The organism is Curtobacterium sp. RM9, assembly GCF_054956955.1.
Window position 1 is genome coordinate 1,189,878 of record NZ_CM143271.1, and the last position, 15,080, is coordinate 1,204,957.

The 15,080-nt window shown below is 73.5% G+C and carries 17 protein-coding genes; 11 read left to right on the plus strand and 6 right to left on the minus strand.

Annotation, left to right across the window (positions count from 1 at the left end; all coding sequences use genetic code 11):
• The 4 genes from ACY3FI_RS05645 to ACY3FI_RS05660 form a co-directional block, all read right to left on the minus strand.
• Entirely contained in the window at positions 1–567 is a 567-nt protein-coding gene (locus tag ACY3FI_RS05645) for a tetratricopeptide repeat protein (RefSeq protein ID WP_462549803.1), read from the minus strand.
• Positions 564–1,433: a DUF6807 domain-containing protein gene (locus ACY3FI_RS05650; RefSeq protein WP_462549804.1), complete on the minus strand. Its 870-nt coding sequence runs from the start codon at positions 1,431–1,433 to the stop codon at positions 564–566. The genes ACY3FI_RS05645 and ACY3FI_RS05650 overlap by 4 nt, the downstream gene beginning before the upstream one ends.
• Positions 1,434–1,475: 42 nt before the next feature.
• Positions 1,476–2,252, minus strand: a complete 777-nt coding sequence (locus tag ACY3FI_RS05655) for a class I SAM-dependent methyltransferase (protein ID WP_462549805.1) — start codon at positions 2,250–2,252, stop codon at positions 1,476–1,478.
• 72 nt (positions 2,253–2,324) lie between these two features.
• Positions 2,325–3,077 carry a FadR/GntR family transcriptional regulator gene (locus tag ACY3FI_RS05660; protein ID WP_462549806.1) on the minus strand — a complete coding sequence of 251 codons (753 nt, stop codon included), beginning with the start codon at positions 3,075–3,077 and terminating at the stop codon, positions 2,325–2,327.
• A 192-nt stretch (positions 3,078–3,269) separates the two neighbouring features.
• On the opposite strand from ACY3FI_RS05660, the gene ACY3FI_RS05665 reads away from it, so the two are divergent.
• From ACY3FI_RS05665 to ACY3FI_RS05690, 6 genes are read left to right on the plus strand one after another with little or no spacing between them, the layout of a single operon-like run.
• Positions 3,270–4,721 (plus strand): MFS transporter, encoded by a 1,452-nt coding sequence (locus ACY3FI_RS05665; protein WP_462549807.1) that lies wholly within the window; start codon positions 3,270–3,272, stop codon positions 4,719–4,721.
• Positions 4,718–6,454, plus strand: coding sequence for a dihydroxyacetone kinase family protein (locus tag ACY3FI_RS05670; RefSeq protein WP_462549808.1), 1,737 nt, complete (start codon positions 4,718–4,720; stop codon positions 6,452–6,454). The genes ACY3FI_RS05665 and ACY3FI_RS05670 overlap by 4 nt, the downstream gene beginning before the upstream one ends.
• Positions 6,447–6,950, plus strand: a complete 504-nt coding sequence (locus ACY3FI_RS05675; RefSeq protein ID WP_462549809.1) for a ribose-5-phosphate isomerase — start codon at positions 6,447–6,449, stop codon at positions 6,948–6,950. The genes ACY3FI_RS05670 and ACY3FI_RS05675 overlap by 8 nt, the downstream gene beginning before the upstream one ends.
• Positions 6,947–7,732 carry a triose-phosphate isomerase family protein gene (locus ACY3FI_RS05680; RefSeq protein ID WP_462549810.1) on the plus strand — a complete coding sequence of 262 codons (786 nt, stop codon included), beginning with the start codon at positions 6,947–6,949 and terminating at the stop codon, positions 7,730–7,732. Before ACY3FI_RS05675 ends, ACY3FI_RS05680 begins: the two co-directional genes overlap by 4 nt.
• Positions 7,729–8,574 (plus strand): sugar phosphate isomerase/epimerase family protein, encoded by an 846-nt coding sequence (locus ACY3FI_RS05685; RefSeq protein WP_462549811.1) that lies wholly within the window; start codon positions 7,729–7,731, stop codon positions 8,572–8,574. The genes ACY3FI_RS05680 and ACY3FI_RS05685 overlap by 4 nt, the downstream gene beginning before the upstream one ends.
• Entirely contained in the window at positions 8,571–9,494 is a 924-nt protein-coding gene (locus ACY3FI_RS05690; protein WP_462549812.1) for a phosphogluconate dehydrogenase C-terminal domain-containing protein, read from the plus strand. The genes ACY3FI_RS05685 and ACY3FI_RS05690 overlap by 4 nt, the downstream gene beginning before the upstream one ends.
• Here ACY3FI_RS05690 and ACY3FI_RS05695 read toward each other — a convergent pair.
• Both ACY3FI_RS05695 and ACY3FI_RS05700 read right to left on the minus strand, forming a co-directional pair.
• Positions 9,484–9,771: a D-apionate lactonase family protein gene (locus ACY3FI_RS05695; protein WP_462549813.1), complete on the minus strand. Its 288-nt coding sequence runs from the start codon at positions 9,769–9,771 to the stop codon at positions 9,484–9,486. The genes ACY3FI_RS05690 and ACY3FI_RS05695 overlap by 11 nt on opposite strands.
• Positions 9,768–9,926 (minus strand): hypothetical protein, encoded by a 159-nt coding sequence (locus tag ACY3FI_RS05700; protein WP_462549814.1) that lies wholly within the window; start codon positions 9,924–9,926, stop codon positions 9,768–9,770. Before ACY3FI_RS05700 ends, ACY3FI_RS05695 begins: the two co-directional genes overlap by 4 nt.
• Before the next feature lie 232 nt (positions 9,927–10,158).
• Between ACY3FI_RS05700 and ACY3FI_RS05705 the strand changes: the two genes are divergently transcribed.
• From ACY3FI_RS05705 to rlmN, 5 genes are all read left to right on the plus strand, one after another.
• Positions 10,159–10,341, plus strand: a complete 183-nt coding sequence (locus tag ACY3FI_RS05705; RefSeq protein ID WP_462549815.1) for a hypothetical protein — start codon at positions 10,159–10,161, stop codon at positions 10,339–10,341.
• Positions 10,338–11,393: an AraC family transcriptional regulator gene (locus tag ACY3FI_RS05710; RefSeq protein WP_462549816.1), complete on the plus strand. Its 1,056-nt coding sequence runs from the start codon at positions 10,338–10,340 to the stop codon at positions 11,391–11,393. The genes ACY3FI_RS05705 and ACY3FI_RS05710 overlap by 4 nt, the downstream gene beginning before the upstream one ends.
• Positions 11,394–11,494: 101 nt before the next feature.
• Entirely contained in the window at positions 11,495–12,376 is an 882-nt protein-coding gene (locus tag ACY3FI_RS05715) for an alpha/beta fold hydrolase (RefSeq protein WP_462549817.1), read from the plus strand.
• A 109-nt stretch (positions 12,377–12,485) separates the two neighbouring features.
• The gene (locus ACY3FI_RS05720; protein WP_462549818.1) at positions 12,486–13,448 is read left to right on the plus strand and encodes a C40 family peptidase; all 963 of its coding nucleotides are present in this window, start codon (positions 12,486–12,488) and stop codon (positions 13,446–13,448) included.
• Between the two features lie 77 nt (positions 13,449–13,525).
• Positions 13,526–14,758: a dual-specificity RNA methyltransferase RlmN gene (gene rlmN, locus ACY3FI_RS05725; protein ID WP_462549819.1), complete on the plus strand. Its 1,233-nt coding sequence runs from the start codon at positions 13,526–13,528 to the stop codon at positions 14,756–14,758.
• Positions 14,759–15,080 lie beyond the last annotated feature (322 nt).

Genomic DNA, 15,080 nt, shown 5'->3' on the forward strand with positions numbered 1-15,080 from the left:
CTACCCCTCCGTCAGCGCCGCCGCGTACGCCCGCACCGACCGGTGGTACCGCGGGAGCGTCGGCTCCAGCGTCTCGACGGCGACCCGCAGCGCCTCGTCCACGCGCCCCGCACTGTGCAGCGCGAGCGCGAGGAACACCCGCGGCGCCGCCCCCGTCGACGGGTGCTCGGGAGCATCTCGCAGCATCGCGATCGCCTCCTCCACCCGCCCGAGGTTCCGCAGCGTCGACGCGTGCTGCACGACGAGCTGCGCCGCACGTCCGGGATCGACCCGGTCGAGCCCGGCAGCGGTCGCGGCGGCGTACTGCTCGTCGGCCTCCGCCTCGTGGCCGGTCGAGTCGAACGCCCCGCCGAGCTCGAACGCCCCGAGCGCCGGGTGCGGCGCGGCCGCGGCGAGCGCGCGCATGCGCGCGACCAACGCGTCGTCCGCCACGTCCTCAGCCCAGAGCGCGGCGACCTCCGCTTCCCACGCCGTACCGGACGGGAGGCGCGGTGCGGCGCCGCCCCGCGCCTCCCGTCCGTCGTCGGCGCCGGTCCGGTCCGTGGTGGTGTCCGTCTCGTTCGTCACGGTGCGAGGCTAGTGGGCCGACCGTCCGCGACGGTGACCCGGAAGGAGCGCACCAGGGGCGTGCCCGGCCAGACCGTCTGCGGTGCCTCCCAGGCGAGCGCGGAGCCGAGCGCGGGGTACTCGGCCACGCGGACGAACCACGGGTCGTCGTGGCCGAGGGCCTCGAGGCGGACCGTCGCCGGGCGACCGTCGAAGCGTGCCGACCACTCCACCCACGGCGTCCGCGAGCCGTGCACCGCCGCCTCGTCGCTGCTCGTCGCGGTGCGGACGTGGACGTCCTCGCACGGTGGGAACCGCCAGGTCAGGCCGCCGTACCCGGCGCCGGCGCGGCCGTGGCTGCCCGGGCTGCCGAGGGTGACCGGTGCGTGTCCCGGCGCGACGAGCGCAGTGGTCCACGTGCCCGTCCAGCCGTCGGCCGTCGCGGCGACGCCGAGGGTCCGTTGCTCGTGCAGGAGGACCGCGCCGTCCGGACCGCGCCAGGCGAGCTCCTGGTCGAGGCCGTCGGCGGGGTGCGTCGCGCCGAGGACGGGCTGCGTCGCGCGGAGGACGGGGTGCGGCGCGCGCACCGGGAGCGTCGTGCGGAGGACCTCCACCCGGCCGTGGTCCTCGCGCCACCGGTAGCCGGTGCCGTGCTCGTACGTCGGGCCGCCCCAGCAGTTCCGGCCGTCGACGTCGGGGATCGCGACGCTCACCCCTGCGTGCCAGGGGTGGTCGACGGGCGCGACCGCCGTGAGGACGGTGCCGCCGAGGGTCCGCACGGGGTGCAGGTACGGGCGCGGGGCATGCTCGGGTGGCAGGTCGGTGCCGTCGTGGAGCTCGGCGACGACGGTGCCGTCGACGAGGAGGTCCCGCGCGCCGTCGCCCATGTCGTCGACACTACCGGGAGGAGCACGGCGGGGTGGTCGCGGTCAGGCGCGGCGGACGAGCACCACGCTGTCGACCGTCTCGTGGGTGGCGCCGTCCGGGGTCGTCGTGGTGCGCGGGCGGAGCTCGGCCGTGACGACCGTCCAGGCGTCGGCCGTGACGACCGTCCAGGCGTCGGCCGTGTCGGCCGCGTCAGCCGTGTCGGCGGCGTCGGCCGTGTCGGCCCTGCCACGTGCCTCGACCCCGCCGAGACCGATCGCCTCGAGGTCACCCGCCGGCGTCGGGAACCGGTACCCGTGCATCTCCTCCGGCAGGTCCCCGTGCGGCGGCGCCCCGTGCGCGGTCACGAGCAGGAACCCGCCCGGGGCGACGAGGTCCCGCGCCCGCCGGAGGATGGCCGCCCGCGGGATCTCCGCCGGCCACGACTGCAGGAACGACGCCGTGACGAGGTCGTACGTCGTCCCCGCTGCCGGTGCCCAGGTCGCGAGGTCGGCCGCGACGAAGGTCGTGCGCTCGGGGACGTCCTCGATCACCGAAGCCCGCCGTGCCCGCTCGACCGCCGTCGGGGAGAGATCGACCCCGGTCACCTCCCACCCGTGCTCGGCGAGCCAGATCACGTCGGCTCCCTCGCCGCAGCCGAGGTCGAGCGCCCGCGGCGCGTTGCCGGACCACACGGGCAGCGACGGGACGGTCGCCGCCAGGACGGCGTTCACCCGGCCGGACCAGACACCGTCGGAGTCCGCGTACCGCTGCTCCCACCACGTCGCGGGGTCGGGCGTGTGGGCGGTGGCGGGGGCGTCGGCGTGCTCGTGTCCGTGCATCCGGTCAGTGCACCGCGTCCGACCCGCTTCGCGCAAGTCCGCGTGCCGGTCCGGCAACGTGAGCCTGAGGCGTCAGGCCTCGTCGACCGGGACCGGCTCGGCGTTCTCGATGCGGGCGCTCGCCGTGGCCATGTGCGCGTCCATTGCTCGCTGCACCGCGAGGACGTCGCGATCGCGCAGCGCGTCGAGGATCGCACGGTGCTCGTCGTACGCGGCCTCGGTGGCCTGCCGCGTCCGGACCCGACGGCCGACCCACACGCTGAGCATCGACCGGAGGCTCTGCAGCAGGTCGGCGAGCACCTCGTTGCCGGCAGCCCGCGCGAGCAGCACGTGGAAGCGAACGTCGGCGTCGATGAAGGCGTCCGGGTCGTCGAGCGCGGCCTCCTGGCGATCGAGGTAGGTCTGGAGCTCTGCGAGCTGCTCGGGGGTGGCGCGTTGCGCGGCGAGGATCGCGGCGGTCCGCTCGAGCGACGAGCGGACCTCGAGCAGCTCCCGTGTCCGGTTCGACGCGAGCATGAGCCCCCACGACAGCGTCGTCGGCAGGAGGTCGGACGTCCCACCGCGCAGGTAGGTGCCGGAGCCAGGGCGCACCTGCACGATGCCGAGGATCTCGAGCGCCGCGAGGGCCTCGCGGACCGCGGACCGGCCGACGCCGAGTCGCTCGGCGAGCAGGCGTTCGGCGGGCAACCGCGACCCGGGCGCGAGGTCGCCGGCGGTGAGCAGCGCGACGAGCTGCCGGGCGACCTCGGACGCGGGGGAGCCGACGGGCACGGACTCCAGCTCGAGGCGGATGTTGAGCGGATCGTCCGGGCTGAACGCGGGCATGGTCCGAGCGTACCGGTCGGTCAACCGGTTCCGGCGGCTGCTCGCCGTCGGTGCGATCGCGATGTCTGGTCAACCGGTTGACAACTTGACCGGGTCCACGCACACTGGTGTCCGGCGCACCGAAGCGCCCGCTCCGTGCCGAGCGCAGCAGCCCGGCCGACGAGCGCGAACCCCCACCGAGCAGGAGTCATCGTGGACATCCCCGCCACGCGAGGCATCCCCACCTCGGTCGTCGAGAAGACGGCCATCCGCAAGATCGCGATCCGCATCGTGCCGTTCGTGGCACTCATGTTCTTCATCAACTTCCTCGACCGGACCGCGATCTCCTTCGCGGCGCCGAACGGCATGGAGGCCGACCTCGGTCTCACCGCCGCCCAGTTCGGCTTCGCGTCGGGGGTGTTCTTCATCGGCTACCTCGTGCTCGAGGTGCCCTCCAACCTCGCCCTGCACAAGTTCGGCGCCCGCGTCTGGCTCGCCCGGATCATGATCACCTGGGGCATCGTCTCGCTGCTCTTCACGTGGGTGCAGAACTACCCGCAGCTCGTCGGCCTGCGCTTCCTGCTCGGTGTCGCCGAGGCCGGCTTCTTCCCGGGCGCGATCCTGTTCCTCTCGACGTGGGTGCCCGCCCGACACCGCGGCAAGATGCTCGCGCTGTTCTACCTGGCGCAGCCGCTCACGAGCGTGATCGGCTCCCCGCTGGCGGGCTGGCTGATGACCCACGAGGGGCTGCTCGGTGGACTGGCCGGCTGGCGCTTCATGTTCCTCTGCGTCTCGATCCCGGCGATCGTCGTCGGCGTGCTCTGCCTCTTCGTGCTGAAGGACAAGCCGTCGCAGGCGAAGTGGCTGGACGACGACGAGCGCACCTGGCTCGAGTCCGCGCTCGCCAAGGAGAACGCGGCGAAGGAGACCGCGGGCGGCGCCCACGGCAAGGGCGGCCTGCGTGCGGCCTTCGGCTCCGGCCGGGTCTGGATGCTCGCGGCCGTGTACTTCGGCTTCATCTACGGCCTCTACGCGCTGAGCTTCTTCCTGCCGACGATCATCGACGGCTTCCAGGAGCAGTTCGGCACCAGGTTCGACCTGTTCCAGAAGGGGCTCATCACGGCGATCCCGTACGTGCCCGCCGCGGTCGTCCTCTACTTCTGGTCGCGTGACGCCTTCCGCCGCGGCGTGCGCGTCTGGCACATCGCGGTCCCGGCGCTCGTCGGCGGCCTGAGCATCCCGGTCGCGCTGTACATGAACAGCCCGGCCGCCACCGTCGCCGTCATCGCGGTCACGGCGTGCTCGATCTTCGCGGCGCTGCCGAACTTCTGGACCGTGCCGACGCAGTTCCTCACGGGTGCAGCAGCGGCAGCGGGCGTGGCGCTCATCAACACGGTCGGCAACCTGGGTGGCTTCGCGGCCCCGTACATCACCGGCGCGGTGAGCGAGTGGACCGGCGGCTACCAGGTGCCGATGTTCATCGTCGGCTTCTTCATGCTCCTGTCGAGCCTCCTCATGGTCCTGCTCGCCCGGAACACCCGGAAGGCCGGCGGAACCCTGAACGGCACCACCGGCACCACCGGCACCACCGGCACCGCCGGCACCGCCGGCACCGCCGGCACCGCCGGTACCGAGCGCGCCATCGCGACCGAGGCCGGCGCATGACCCGGCTGTACAACGACCCCGCGGACTTCGCGGACGAGATGGTCGCCGGCTTCGTCGCCGCGAACGGCCGCTGGGTCCGGAAGGTGCACGGCGGGGTGGCCCGCGCCACCGCGAGCCCGGACGGCACGGTCGCCGTGGTGATCGGCGGCGGCTCCGGCCACTACCCGGCCTTCGGCGGTCTCGTCGGCCACGGCCTGGCAGCCGGTGCCGCGATGGGCAACCTCTTCGCGAGCCCGTCCGCCCAGCAGGTCACCGCGGTCGCGCAGGCGGCCGAGCACGGCGGCGGAGTGCTCCTCTCCTACGGCAACTACGCCGGCGACGTCCTGAACTTCGACGCCGCCGCCCGTGCCCTCGACGCGCAGGGCATCCCGGTCCGCACGGTCCGGGTGACCGACGACGTGGCGAGCGCCTCCGCTGCCGAGGCGCACCAGCGTCGCGGCATCGCCGGTGACCTCTGCGTCTTCAAGGTCGCGGGGGCCGCAGCCGAGCGCGGGGACGACCTCGACACCGTCACCGCGATCGCGGAGCGGGCCAACGCCCGGACCCGCAGCTTCGGCGTCGCGTTCTCGGGCTGCTCGCTGCCGGGCGCCGACGAGCCGCTCTTCACCGTCCCCGAGGGACGGATGGCGATCGGCATGGGCATCCACGGTGAGCGCGGCATCGCCGAGGCCGAGGTCCCGTCCGCCGCGGGGCTCGCGGAGCTGCTCGTCGAGCGGCTCCTCACCGAGCTCCCCGAGGGCGTGGCCGTCGACGGTGCTCGGGTCGTGCCGGTCCTCAACGGACTCGGCAGCGTGAAGTACGAGGAGCTCTTCGTGGTCTTCGGCACCGTCCAGCGGCTCCTCACGGCGGCCGGCGCGGTCGTGGTGGAGCCCGAGGTCGGTGAACTCGTCACGAGTTTCGACATGGCCGGTGTCTCGCTGACCCTGTTCTGGCTCGACGACGAACTCGAGGAACTCTGGGCCGCACCCGCAGACAGCCCGGCGTACCGGAAGGGCGGTTCGGTCCCACAGGAGCGCCTGCCCGAGCACGAGCTGGTGGCCGGCGAGCGCGTCCCCGTCATCCCCGGATCGACGGCGTCACAGGCCGCCGCCGTCCGTGTCGCCGCCGCCGTCGGCGCGGTCCGTCGCGTCGTCGACGAGCACGTCGACGAACTCGGCCGCATCGACGCGGTCGCCGGGGACGGCGACCACGGCATCGGCATGCAGCGCGGGTCGACCGCCGCGGACGCTGCCGCCCAGGACGCGGCGGGCCGAGGCGCCGGTGCAGGATCCGTCCTCGCGATCGCGGGGGACGCCTGGTCGGACAAGGCCGGTGGGACGTCCGGTGCGATCTGGGGCGCCGCCCTGGAGGCGCTCGGTCGCGTCGTCGGGGACGAGTCGCGTCCGTCGTCGACGACGGTCGCGGACGCGGTGCGCGCCGCCACCGAGGCGGTGCTGGCCTTCGGGGCCGTGCCCGGCGACAAGACCATGGTCGACGCCCTCGTGCCGTTCGACGACGTCCTCACCGCCCGTGTCACCGCGGGCGACGACCTGCCGACCGCATGGGCCGCCGCGTCCGCCGCCGCACGCGAGGCCGCTGACGCGACGGCGGCCCTGCTGCCGCGGAAGGGCCGTGCCCGGACCCACGGCGAGGACGCGGTCGGCACGCCGGACGCGGGCGCCGTGTCGTTCGCACTCATCACGGCCGCGGTCCTCGCGACCCTCACCACGCAGAAGGAAGAGCAGCATGTCTGAAACCGCGACCCCCGAGCAGCAGTTCCGCCTCGTCGTCGGCTCCGACGACGCCGGGTTCGAGTACAAGGAGACGATCAAGCGCGACCTCGAGGCCGACCCGCGCGTGGTGAGCGTGGTGGACGTCGGCGTCGATGCGGACGGGCACACCGCCTACCCGCACGTCGCCGTCGACGCCGCGAAGCTCGTCGCCGACGGCGAGGCGGACCGGGCGATCCTGATCTGCGGTACCGGGCTCGGGGTCGCGATCGCGGCGAACAAGGTGCCGGGCATCCGGGCGGTGACGGCGCACGACTCGTTCAGCGTCGAGCGCTCGGTCCTGTCGAACGACGCGCAGGTGCTCTGCATGGGGCAGCGGGTCGTCGGGGTCGAGGTCGCGCGGCGGATGGCGAAGGAGTGGCTCGGCTACACGTTCGACACGAGCTCGGCCAGCGCCGAGAAGGTCGCCGCCATCTGTGAGTACGACGGCTCCGCGCCGGTCGGGACCGACGCGCCGTGACGCTCGTCGGGGTGTCGCTGAAGATGTACTTCTCGCACGCCAGGACCCTCGAGTGGACGGCGGCCGTCGTCGAGCTCGCCCGCACCCACCCCGCGGTGCGGTCCGGCGCGGTCGAGCTCTTCGTCGTCCCGACCTTCCCCTCACTCGTCCCGGTGCGCGAGGTGATCGGCGATGCCCCGGTCCTCCTCGGCGCGCAGGACCTGTCGTGGGCCGACGAGGGCGCCTTCACCGGCGAGGTCTCCGGCCGCGAGCTCGCGGAGATCGGCGTCGACCTCGTCGAGATCGCCCACGCGGAGCGGCGGACCCTGTTCCACGAGTCGGACGACGACCTCGCCGGCAAGGTGCACGCCGCCTTCCGCAACGGGCTGCGTCCGCTCATCTGCGTCGGCGAGACCGAGCGCACGGCCGACGGCGACCCCGCGCCCGCGATCGCCGAGGTCACCGCGCAGCTCGACCGCTTCCTCGCGACGGCGACCGCGGACCACCTCGCCGGTCCGGTCGTCGCGGCGTACGAGCCGGTGTGGGCGATCGGTGCACCGGCGCCCGCTCCCGACGCGCACATCGTCGCGGTGCTCGCCGGCATCGAGGAGCACCTCGCGGCACGTCCGGACCTCGCGGGCAGCGTGGCGATCTACGGCGGCAGCGCCGGTCCGGGGCTCCTCACCCGGGGCCAGGGTCGCATCGGCGGACTCTTCCTCGGCCGCTTCGCGCACGACCCGGCCGCCGTCGCGACGATCCTCGACGAGGCACTCGCCCTGCAGCCGAGCGGAGCCGACCGATGACCTCCCTGCTCGGCCTCTCGACCTACGCCTACGTCTGGCGGATGTCGGACCGCGTCCCGGAGCCGATGTCGCTCCACGACGCGATGCGCGACGCGGCGTCCCACGACGGCGTCGACCTCTTCCAGATCTGCGACCACCTGCCGCTCGACACGGCCACGGACGAGCGGCTCACGGCGATCCGGGCCCTGGCCGACGAACTCGGGCTGGTCCTCGAGGTCGGCACCCGCGGTACCCGTCCGGAGCACCTCGCCCGGTACCTCCACGTGGCGCAGCAGCTCGGCGCGACGCTCGTGCGCAGCATGTGGACGAGCGGCGACGACCAGCCCGACGCCGCGGAGACCGAGCGACGCCTGCGGCAGGCGCTCCCCGCCTACGAGCGCGCGGGTGTGACCCTCGCGCTGGAGACGTACGAGGTCGTCGCCACCGCCGACCTCGTCGCCGTCGTCGAACGCGTCGGGAGCGCAGCGCTCGGCGTCTGCCTCGACCCGGCGAACACCGTCGCCCGGCTCGAACACCCCGCGGACGTCGTCGCGCTCACCGCCCCGCACGTGGCGAACTGGCACGTCAAGGACTCCGGGTTCACCCGATCACCCGGCTGGGTCGGGTTCCAGTACACCGGCGTCCGCACCGGCACCGGGGTGCTCGACTACGACGCCGTCCGCACCGCGATCGACCCGGACACCCGTGGGATCAACCGCGTCATCGAGTTCTGGCTGCCGTGGCAGGACGAGCACGCGGACGCCGACCCGCTGCCGGAGGAGACGCCCGCCGAGACCACCACCCGCACCGAGGCGGCGTGGACCGAACACACCATCGAGTACATCAGGAGCAAGGAATCATGACCGACACCGACACCGCCACCACCACCCACACCGTCGCTGCCGGTTCCGGCACCGCCGACGTCACCGTCGCCGTGATCGGTGCCGGCGGCAAGATGGGCACCCGCGTCTCGAACAACTTCGCCAAGAGCGAGTACACGACGCTCTACAGCGAGGCCTCGCCCGCCGGGCAGGAGCGCATCCAGGAGCTCGGCCGCACGCTGACCGACAGCATCGAGGCCGCGAAGGTCGCCGACGTCGTCGTGCTCGCCGTCCCGGACGTCGTGCTCGGCACGGTCTCCGAGCAGCTCGTCCCGGTGATGAAGCCCGGCGCGACGATCCTCACGCTCGACCCGGCCGCCGCCTACGCCGGCCTGCTGGCGGAGCGAAAGGACGTCCACTACGCGGTCGCGCACCCGTGCCACCCCTCGGTGTTCCTCGAGCGCACCACCAAGGAGGAGTGGGACGACACCTTCGGCGGCATCGCCGCGCCGCAGGAGGTCATCGCCGCCTTCGACGCCTCCGAGTCGCTCGGCGACGCGGGCGACGCCGCGAAGACGATCGCCGAGGCCGTCATCACGACGATGTACGCCCCGGTCATCCGCGTGCACTGGGTCACGGTCAAGCAGCTGGCCGTGCTCGAGCCCACCCTCGTCGAGACGATCGCGTGCATGATCGGCGACTTCCTCAACGACGCCCTCGAGGAGACCGTCACCGGCGTCGGGGTGCCGCGCGAGGCCGCCCGCGCCATGCTGCACGGCCACACCTGGATCGCGCTCACGAACGGCCTCCGGGGCTCGAACCCGTTCTCCGATGCGTGCCACATCGCGATGGGCTACGGCCGCGAGAAGCTCATCAAGGAGGACTGGAAGCAGGTCTTCGACGACAGCGAGCTCGACTCGGTGATCGCGAAGATGCTCAAGATCGACGCCGTCAAGCGCTGACCGACCCGTCGACGGCGGCGGCCGCCGGCGTGCGCGTCCCGTCGGACGCGACCACGCCGCGCGGCCCCCACGCCTCGGCGAGCGTGATCGTGGCCACCCCCGGCACCGAGAGCGCCTCGACCGACGCGGCGGACCACGCTCCGGCGGCGGCCGAGTGCTGCCCCGGGTCCGTGGCGTCCGGCACGCTCTCCGGTCCGTACCCGCCGTCGACGCTCGCCGTCGTCGCCACCCGTCGCGGCGACGTCGCGACCGCGTTGCACCGCGGTCGGAGCGTCACCGGTCCGACGTGCAGCGGCCTGCCGGCGCGGAGGACCGGCACCCGCGGTGGACGACGTCGGCGACCTCGGATCCGCGGAGGCGGAGCGACCACGGTCCGACGCGGACCTCCTCGTCCGGACCGGTCGGGTCGTCCCACGTGTCGTCGTCGGTCACGGCCCCTTGCTACCAGTCGGTCGGCCCGTCGGTCGCGCACCAGGCCGGCGCCTGCGCCGACCCCGAGCGGAGAGTCCGGATGACGCGGGTCCCGGGACGGGCCGTGCCGGGGCCACGGTCGCTGCGTAGCGTCACGCGCATCGACGAGCCCGTCCTGCGCACCGCGGACGCGGACCCGAGACGGGCCCGCCCCGGCTCGCGATCCTGGCGAGAACGCATCAGGGAGCGTGCCATGTCCAGCTACGAATCGAACGACGACGTCCAACCGGTCCGCGTGACCACCTACCGGCACCTGCGCAAGGCGTCGCGGCGTGGGTGGGCGATGCCCGCACAGGCCGAGCCCTCGCTGGCGGACCTGGTGAGCGACCGGTCCCGGCCCGCACGTCCCGGCCGTGGACGATCGGTCGGGACGTGACCGCCGCACCGGACCCCGACCCCGGTCCGTCCGGGGCGGAGGCCGGTGCGGCTCCCGAGCCGGACGCCGTGACCCGCCGGGCCTCGGTCCGCGAGAGCATCGTCTCCGGCACCGAGCCCGGCGACGCGGCCGAGTACCTCCGCGGGGTCGTCGGGGCCCGCGAACTCCGCTTCGGCACGGCGAGCGCGGCCCCGGACGACCATGGCTTCGCCTTCCGCTACCGGTCCACCGGAGACGGCAGCGTCAGCCTCCGCACCGCCTCGTGCGCCACCGCCTGCTCGGGGTGGTTCCTCCTCGAGCGGCAGTACGTGCTCGCGTGGACCACCGGCAGCGCGGTGTCGATCGACGACGATCGCGAGAGCTCGACCACCCTCCGCACCGGCGCCCCCGTCATGCTGCCCGTCGGGCGCCCCTTCCACGCCGCCGCCGAGGCCGGCACGGTCCACCTCGTGCACTTCGACGCCGCCTTCCTCGAGGCGGTGTCCGTCGTCGACAGCGAGGCCGGACCCGCACCGCTCCGCTTCCCCGTCGAGGTCGGGCCCGAACGGCTCGCGCTGCTGCAGGCCGTCCTGCGCGAGGTCGCGCGCCCCCTCCTCGACGTCTCGGTCACCGACGGCGACCGCGCGGTGCTCGACCTCCGGCTCGCCGAGGCCGCCCTGGAGTCCTTCCGCCCCGTCCCGGACGGCGGCGACCACGAGGCCCCGGTCGGGACCGTCGCCCGCGCCAAGGCGTTCATCGAGGCGCACTTCGACCGTCCCCTCACCGCGACCTCGATCGCCGCGGCAGCCGAGGTGAGCGTCCGCACGCTCCAGGAGTCCTTCCAACGCCACGAGGGGACGACGCCGATGAACCACCTCCGTGACCTCCGGCTCGAGAAGGCGCGGATCGGGCTGCAGCTCGCGGACCCGCGCGAGACCTCCGTCGCGGCCGTGGCGCAGGCGTGTGGCTTCCGGCACATGGGCAGGTTCTCCGGCGCCTACGTCGCCGCCTACGGCGAGTACCCGGGCGACACCCTGCGCGGGCAGCGGCTCGCCGACGTCGGCCGGCGCTGACGTCGCGCGTCGGCTGTGCCGACCATCAGGTCGACCGGGAGGCGCGCACCGCCCTGCGTGGTCCCGCCCAGCCCGTCCATCGGTCGCCTGGGTAGTTTCGGATGATGCAGCCCGAGACCCGTCCAGCCGCCACCGTGGCCGCAGCCGAGGTCGCCGTCCGTGGCACCGGCACCCCGGTGCTGGTGGTGCACGGCACCCCCGGCGGGATCGACGTCGCGCAGATCATGGGGCGCTTCCTGCCGTCGTCGGACTTCCGCGTCGTCACGCTGTCCCGCCCGGGGTACCTGGGGACCCCGCTCTCCGGTCCGGAGGCGACGCTCGACGACGAGGCCGACCTGTTCGCCGCCGTCCTCGACGACCTCGGCATCGAGCGCGCCGCGGTGCTGGCCTGGTCGGGCGGGGGACCGGCCGCCTACCGGTTCGCCGTCCGGCACCCGGAGCGCCTCCGGTCGCTCGTCGTCGCGGCCGGGCTGACCGACCGGTGGGTCCCGCCGACGGTCTCCCTGCCCGAACGGCTCGTCGGTGGTTCCGCCCTCGGTGCCGTCCTCGCCCGCGCAGCCGCCCGGCTCCTGCCGTCGACGGTCGTCCGCCTGGCGGTGTCCGGCGTCAGCTCGCTCCGGGGACGGGCGCTCCACGAGCACGTGCAGGGCGTCCTCGGCGACCCCGAGCGGCGGGCCTTCGTGCTCGACCTCGCGCGGACCGGCAACACCTCCGGCCCGCACCGCGCCGGGTGGGACGCCGACGTCCGCAACCTGGGTGCGGTCCACGACCTCGGCCTCGCCGGGGTGCAGGCCCCGACGCTGCTCGTGCACGGCAGCGCCGACACGGACGTCGAACCCACGCACAGCGCCCGCGCGCTCGCCGAGGTCCCGCACGTCGAGCTCGTGACGCTGCCCGGCGGCACCCACTTCGCGCTGTGGGACCACCCGGACGCCCCGACCGTGCAGCAGCGGGTGCGAGAACACTTCGCCGCGCGAGCCTGAGACGAACCGCAGGAACCTCCGGGGAGCGCTCAGCCGCGAGCCGGTCCGTGACCAATACGTTATCTTCCCGAGTCGCCTCGTCAGAGGGCGTCGCGAACCGGAAGGAACCATGGGACGTCACGCCCTGCCCGCAGCCCACGACGGCCACGAGCGACAGTCGGCGCCCGCCGCCACCTCCGCGTCCCCGACCGCTCCCGCCTCGGTGACCGCTCCCGCCGACCTGCGCCGCCCGCGTGGCCGCCGCGCCGCATCCGTCCCCGCCGTCGCCCGGTCCACCTTCGTGGAGCACACGCGTCCCGCCCGGACCGGGACGCTCGCCCAGGGGCACGTCGCCTCGACCGCCGTCGCCGGCGCCGTGGTGCTCAGCCGGACGGCGTCGCTCCGGGCGGAGCGCGCGACCGATCCCCGGCACATGCGTCGGGCCGCGAACGCCAAGCGCGCCGCGATCCTGCTCGCCCCGGCCCTCGCCGTGACCTCGAGCCTGACGCTCGCCCTGCCCGCGAACGCGGCCACCCCGTCCACCGACGCGCACAGCGGTACGACCACCACGCAGCCGACGCAACGCTTCACGGTCGCGCGCGACGTCAAGGTGCCCGTCGTCTCGACCGACGGTATGACGACCACCACCACGATCGTCTCCTACCCGACCATCGTCACGAAGTACGGCGTCTCGACGCAGCAGGCGGAGGACGCCATCTCGGCGGTCCTCTCCGCGGGCGGCGAGCGGGCCACGATCGTGTCCACCGCCCTGCAGTACATGGGCGACCCGTACGTCGAGGGCGGTGCGAGCCACGAGGGCATCGACTGCTCCGGCCTGACGATGGTGGCCTACGCCGCCGTCGGGATCCCGCTCGTGCACTACGTACCGACGCAGGACGACGCCGCGACGACCATCCCGGAGTCCGAGGCGAAGCCGGGCGACCTCGTGGTGTTCGACGACCAGGACCACGTCGGGATCTTCCTCGGCGACGGCCTCGTGCTGCAGGCCCCGCACCCGGGCGACCCGGTCGACATCGTCCCGATGTACCCGAACGCCCACCACTTCGCCCGCCTGCTGCCCGCCGGGAAGTGAGCCGGGCGGTGGGGCCGACCGCCCGACCGCGTGCGGGACGTCGTCGACGGGTTGCGCGCCTCCCGTAAGCTGGAGTGATGGCCACCGACACCCGCACCCCGTTCGAGGAGCAGCGCTCCGCGCGCCCGCAGGTGCGTCCGCGCACCGAGGGCTGGACGCAGGCGCAGGACACCGAGGGCCGTCCCCTCCTGCAGTTCGCGTCCCCGAAGCGGGGCAAGCCGCCCGTGCACCTGGCGGACCTGACCGTCGAGGAGCGCGTCGAGAAGGTCAAGGAGCTCGGGCTGCCCGGCTTCCGCGCCAAGCAGCTCTCGACCCACTACTTCACGCACTACTCGTCCGACCCGGCGACGATGACCGACCTGCCGGCCGCCCAGCGCGAGGATCTCGTCGCGGGCATGCTGCCGCCGCTGCTCACCGAGACCCGGCGCCTGGCGACCGACAACGGCGACACCATCAAGTTCCTCTGGAAGCTGCACGACGGTGCCCTGGTCGAGTCGGTGCTCATGCGGTACCCCGGCCGGATCACGCTCTGCGTGTCGTCGCAGGCCGGGTGCGGCATGAACTGCCCGTTCTGCGCGACCGGGCAGGCGGGACTCACCCGCAACATGTCCACCGCCGAGATCATCGAGCAGATCGTCCGGGCCAACGCGGCCATCGCCGCGGGTGAGCTCGGGGGCGACCCGCGCAAGGGCGGGCAGGACCGCGTCGACGCCGAGCGGGTGACGAACATCGTGTTCATGGGCATGGGGGAGCCGCTCGCCAACTACAAGCGCGTGATGGACGCCGTCCGCACGATGATCGCGCCGCAGCCGAACGGCCTCGGCATGAGCGCCCGCGGCATCACGGTGTCGACCGTCGGCCTGGTGCCGGCGATCAAGAAGCTCGCGGACGAGGACATCCCGCTGACCTTCGCGCTCTCGCTGCACGCGCCCGACGACGAGCTCCGCGACGAGCTCATCCCGGTGAACTCGCGATGGAAGGCCGACGAGGCCATCGACGCCGCGTACGAGTACTACGCCAAGACGGGCCGACGCGTCTCGATCGAGTACGCGCTCATCAAGGACATGAACGACCACGCCTGGCGTGCGGACCTGCTCGCCGACAAGCTGAACGCGCGCGGCAAGGGGTGGGTGCACGTCAACCCGATCCCGCTCAACCCGACGCCCGGCTCCGTCTGGACCTCGTCGGAGCCGCACGTGCAGGACGAGTTCGTCCGCCGGCTCAACGCCGCGGGCATCCCGACGACCCTCCGTGACACCCGCGGCAAGGAGATCGACGGCGCCTGTGGGCAGCTGGCGGCAGCCGAGTAGGCAGCTGGTCCGGTGACTCCCGGGAGGCACGGTGCGTGTCCGCACCGTGCCTTCCGTCGTTCCCGGGTTCACTCGCGCTGGCCGCTCGGGGGCGCGACACGCCCGGGTGTCGGGTTGGTTGGCGGTGGTGGGGGTGCGCGCGTATGGTTATCTCTCGTTGCCCCGGCGGCGGAGAACGGAACGGCTGATTGGTCGTCCGAGTCTCGCCCGGGTAGCAGGAACTCCAGCCCCTCTGGCGGAATCCGATTCGTCGGGTCGAGTGGGGGGTGCGTCTGGTCCTTGAGAACTCAACAGCGTGCACATTGTCAATGCCAATTTATTG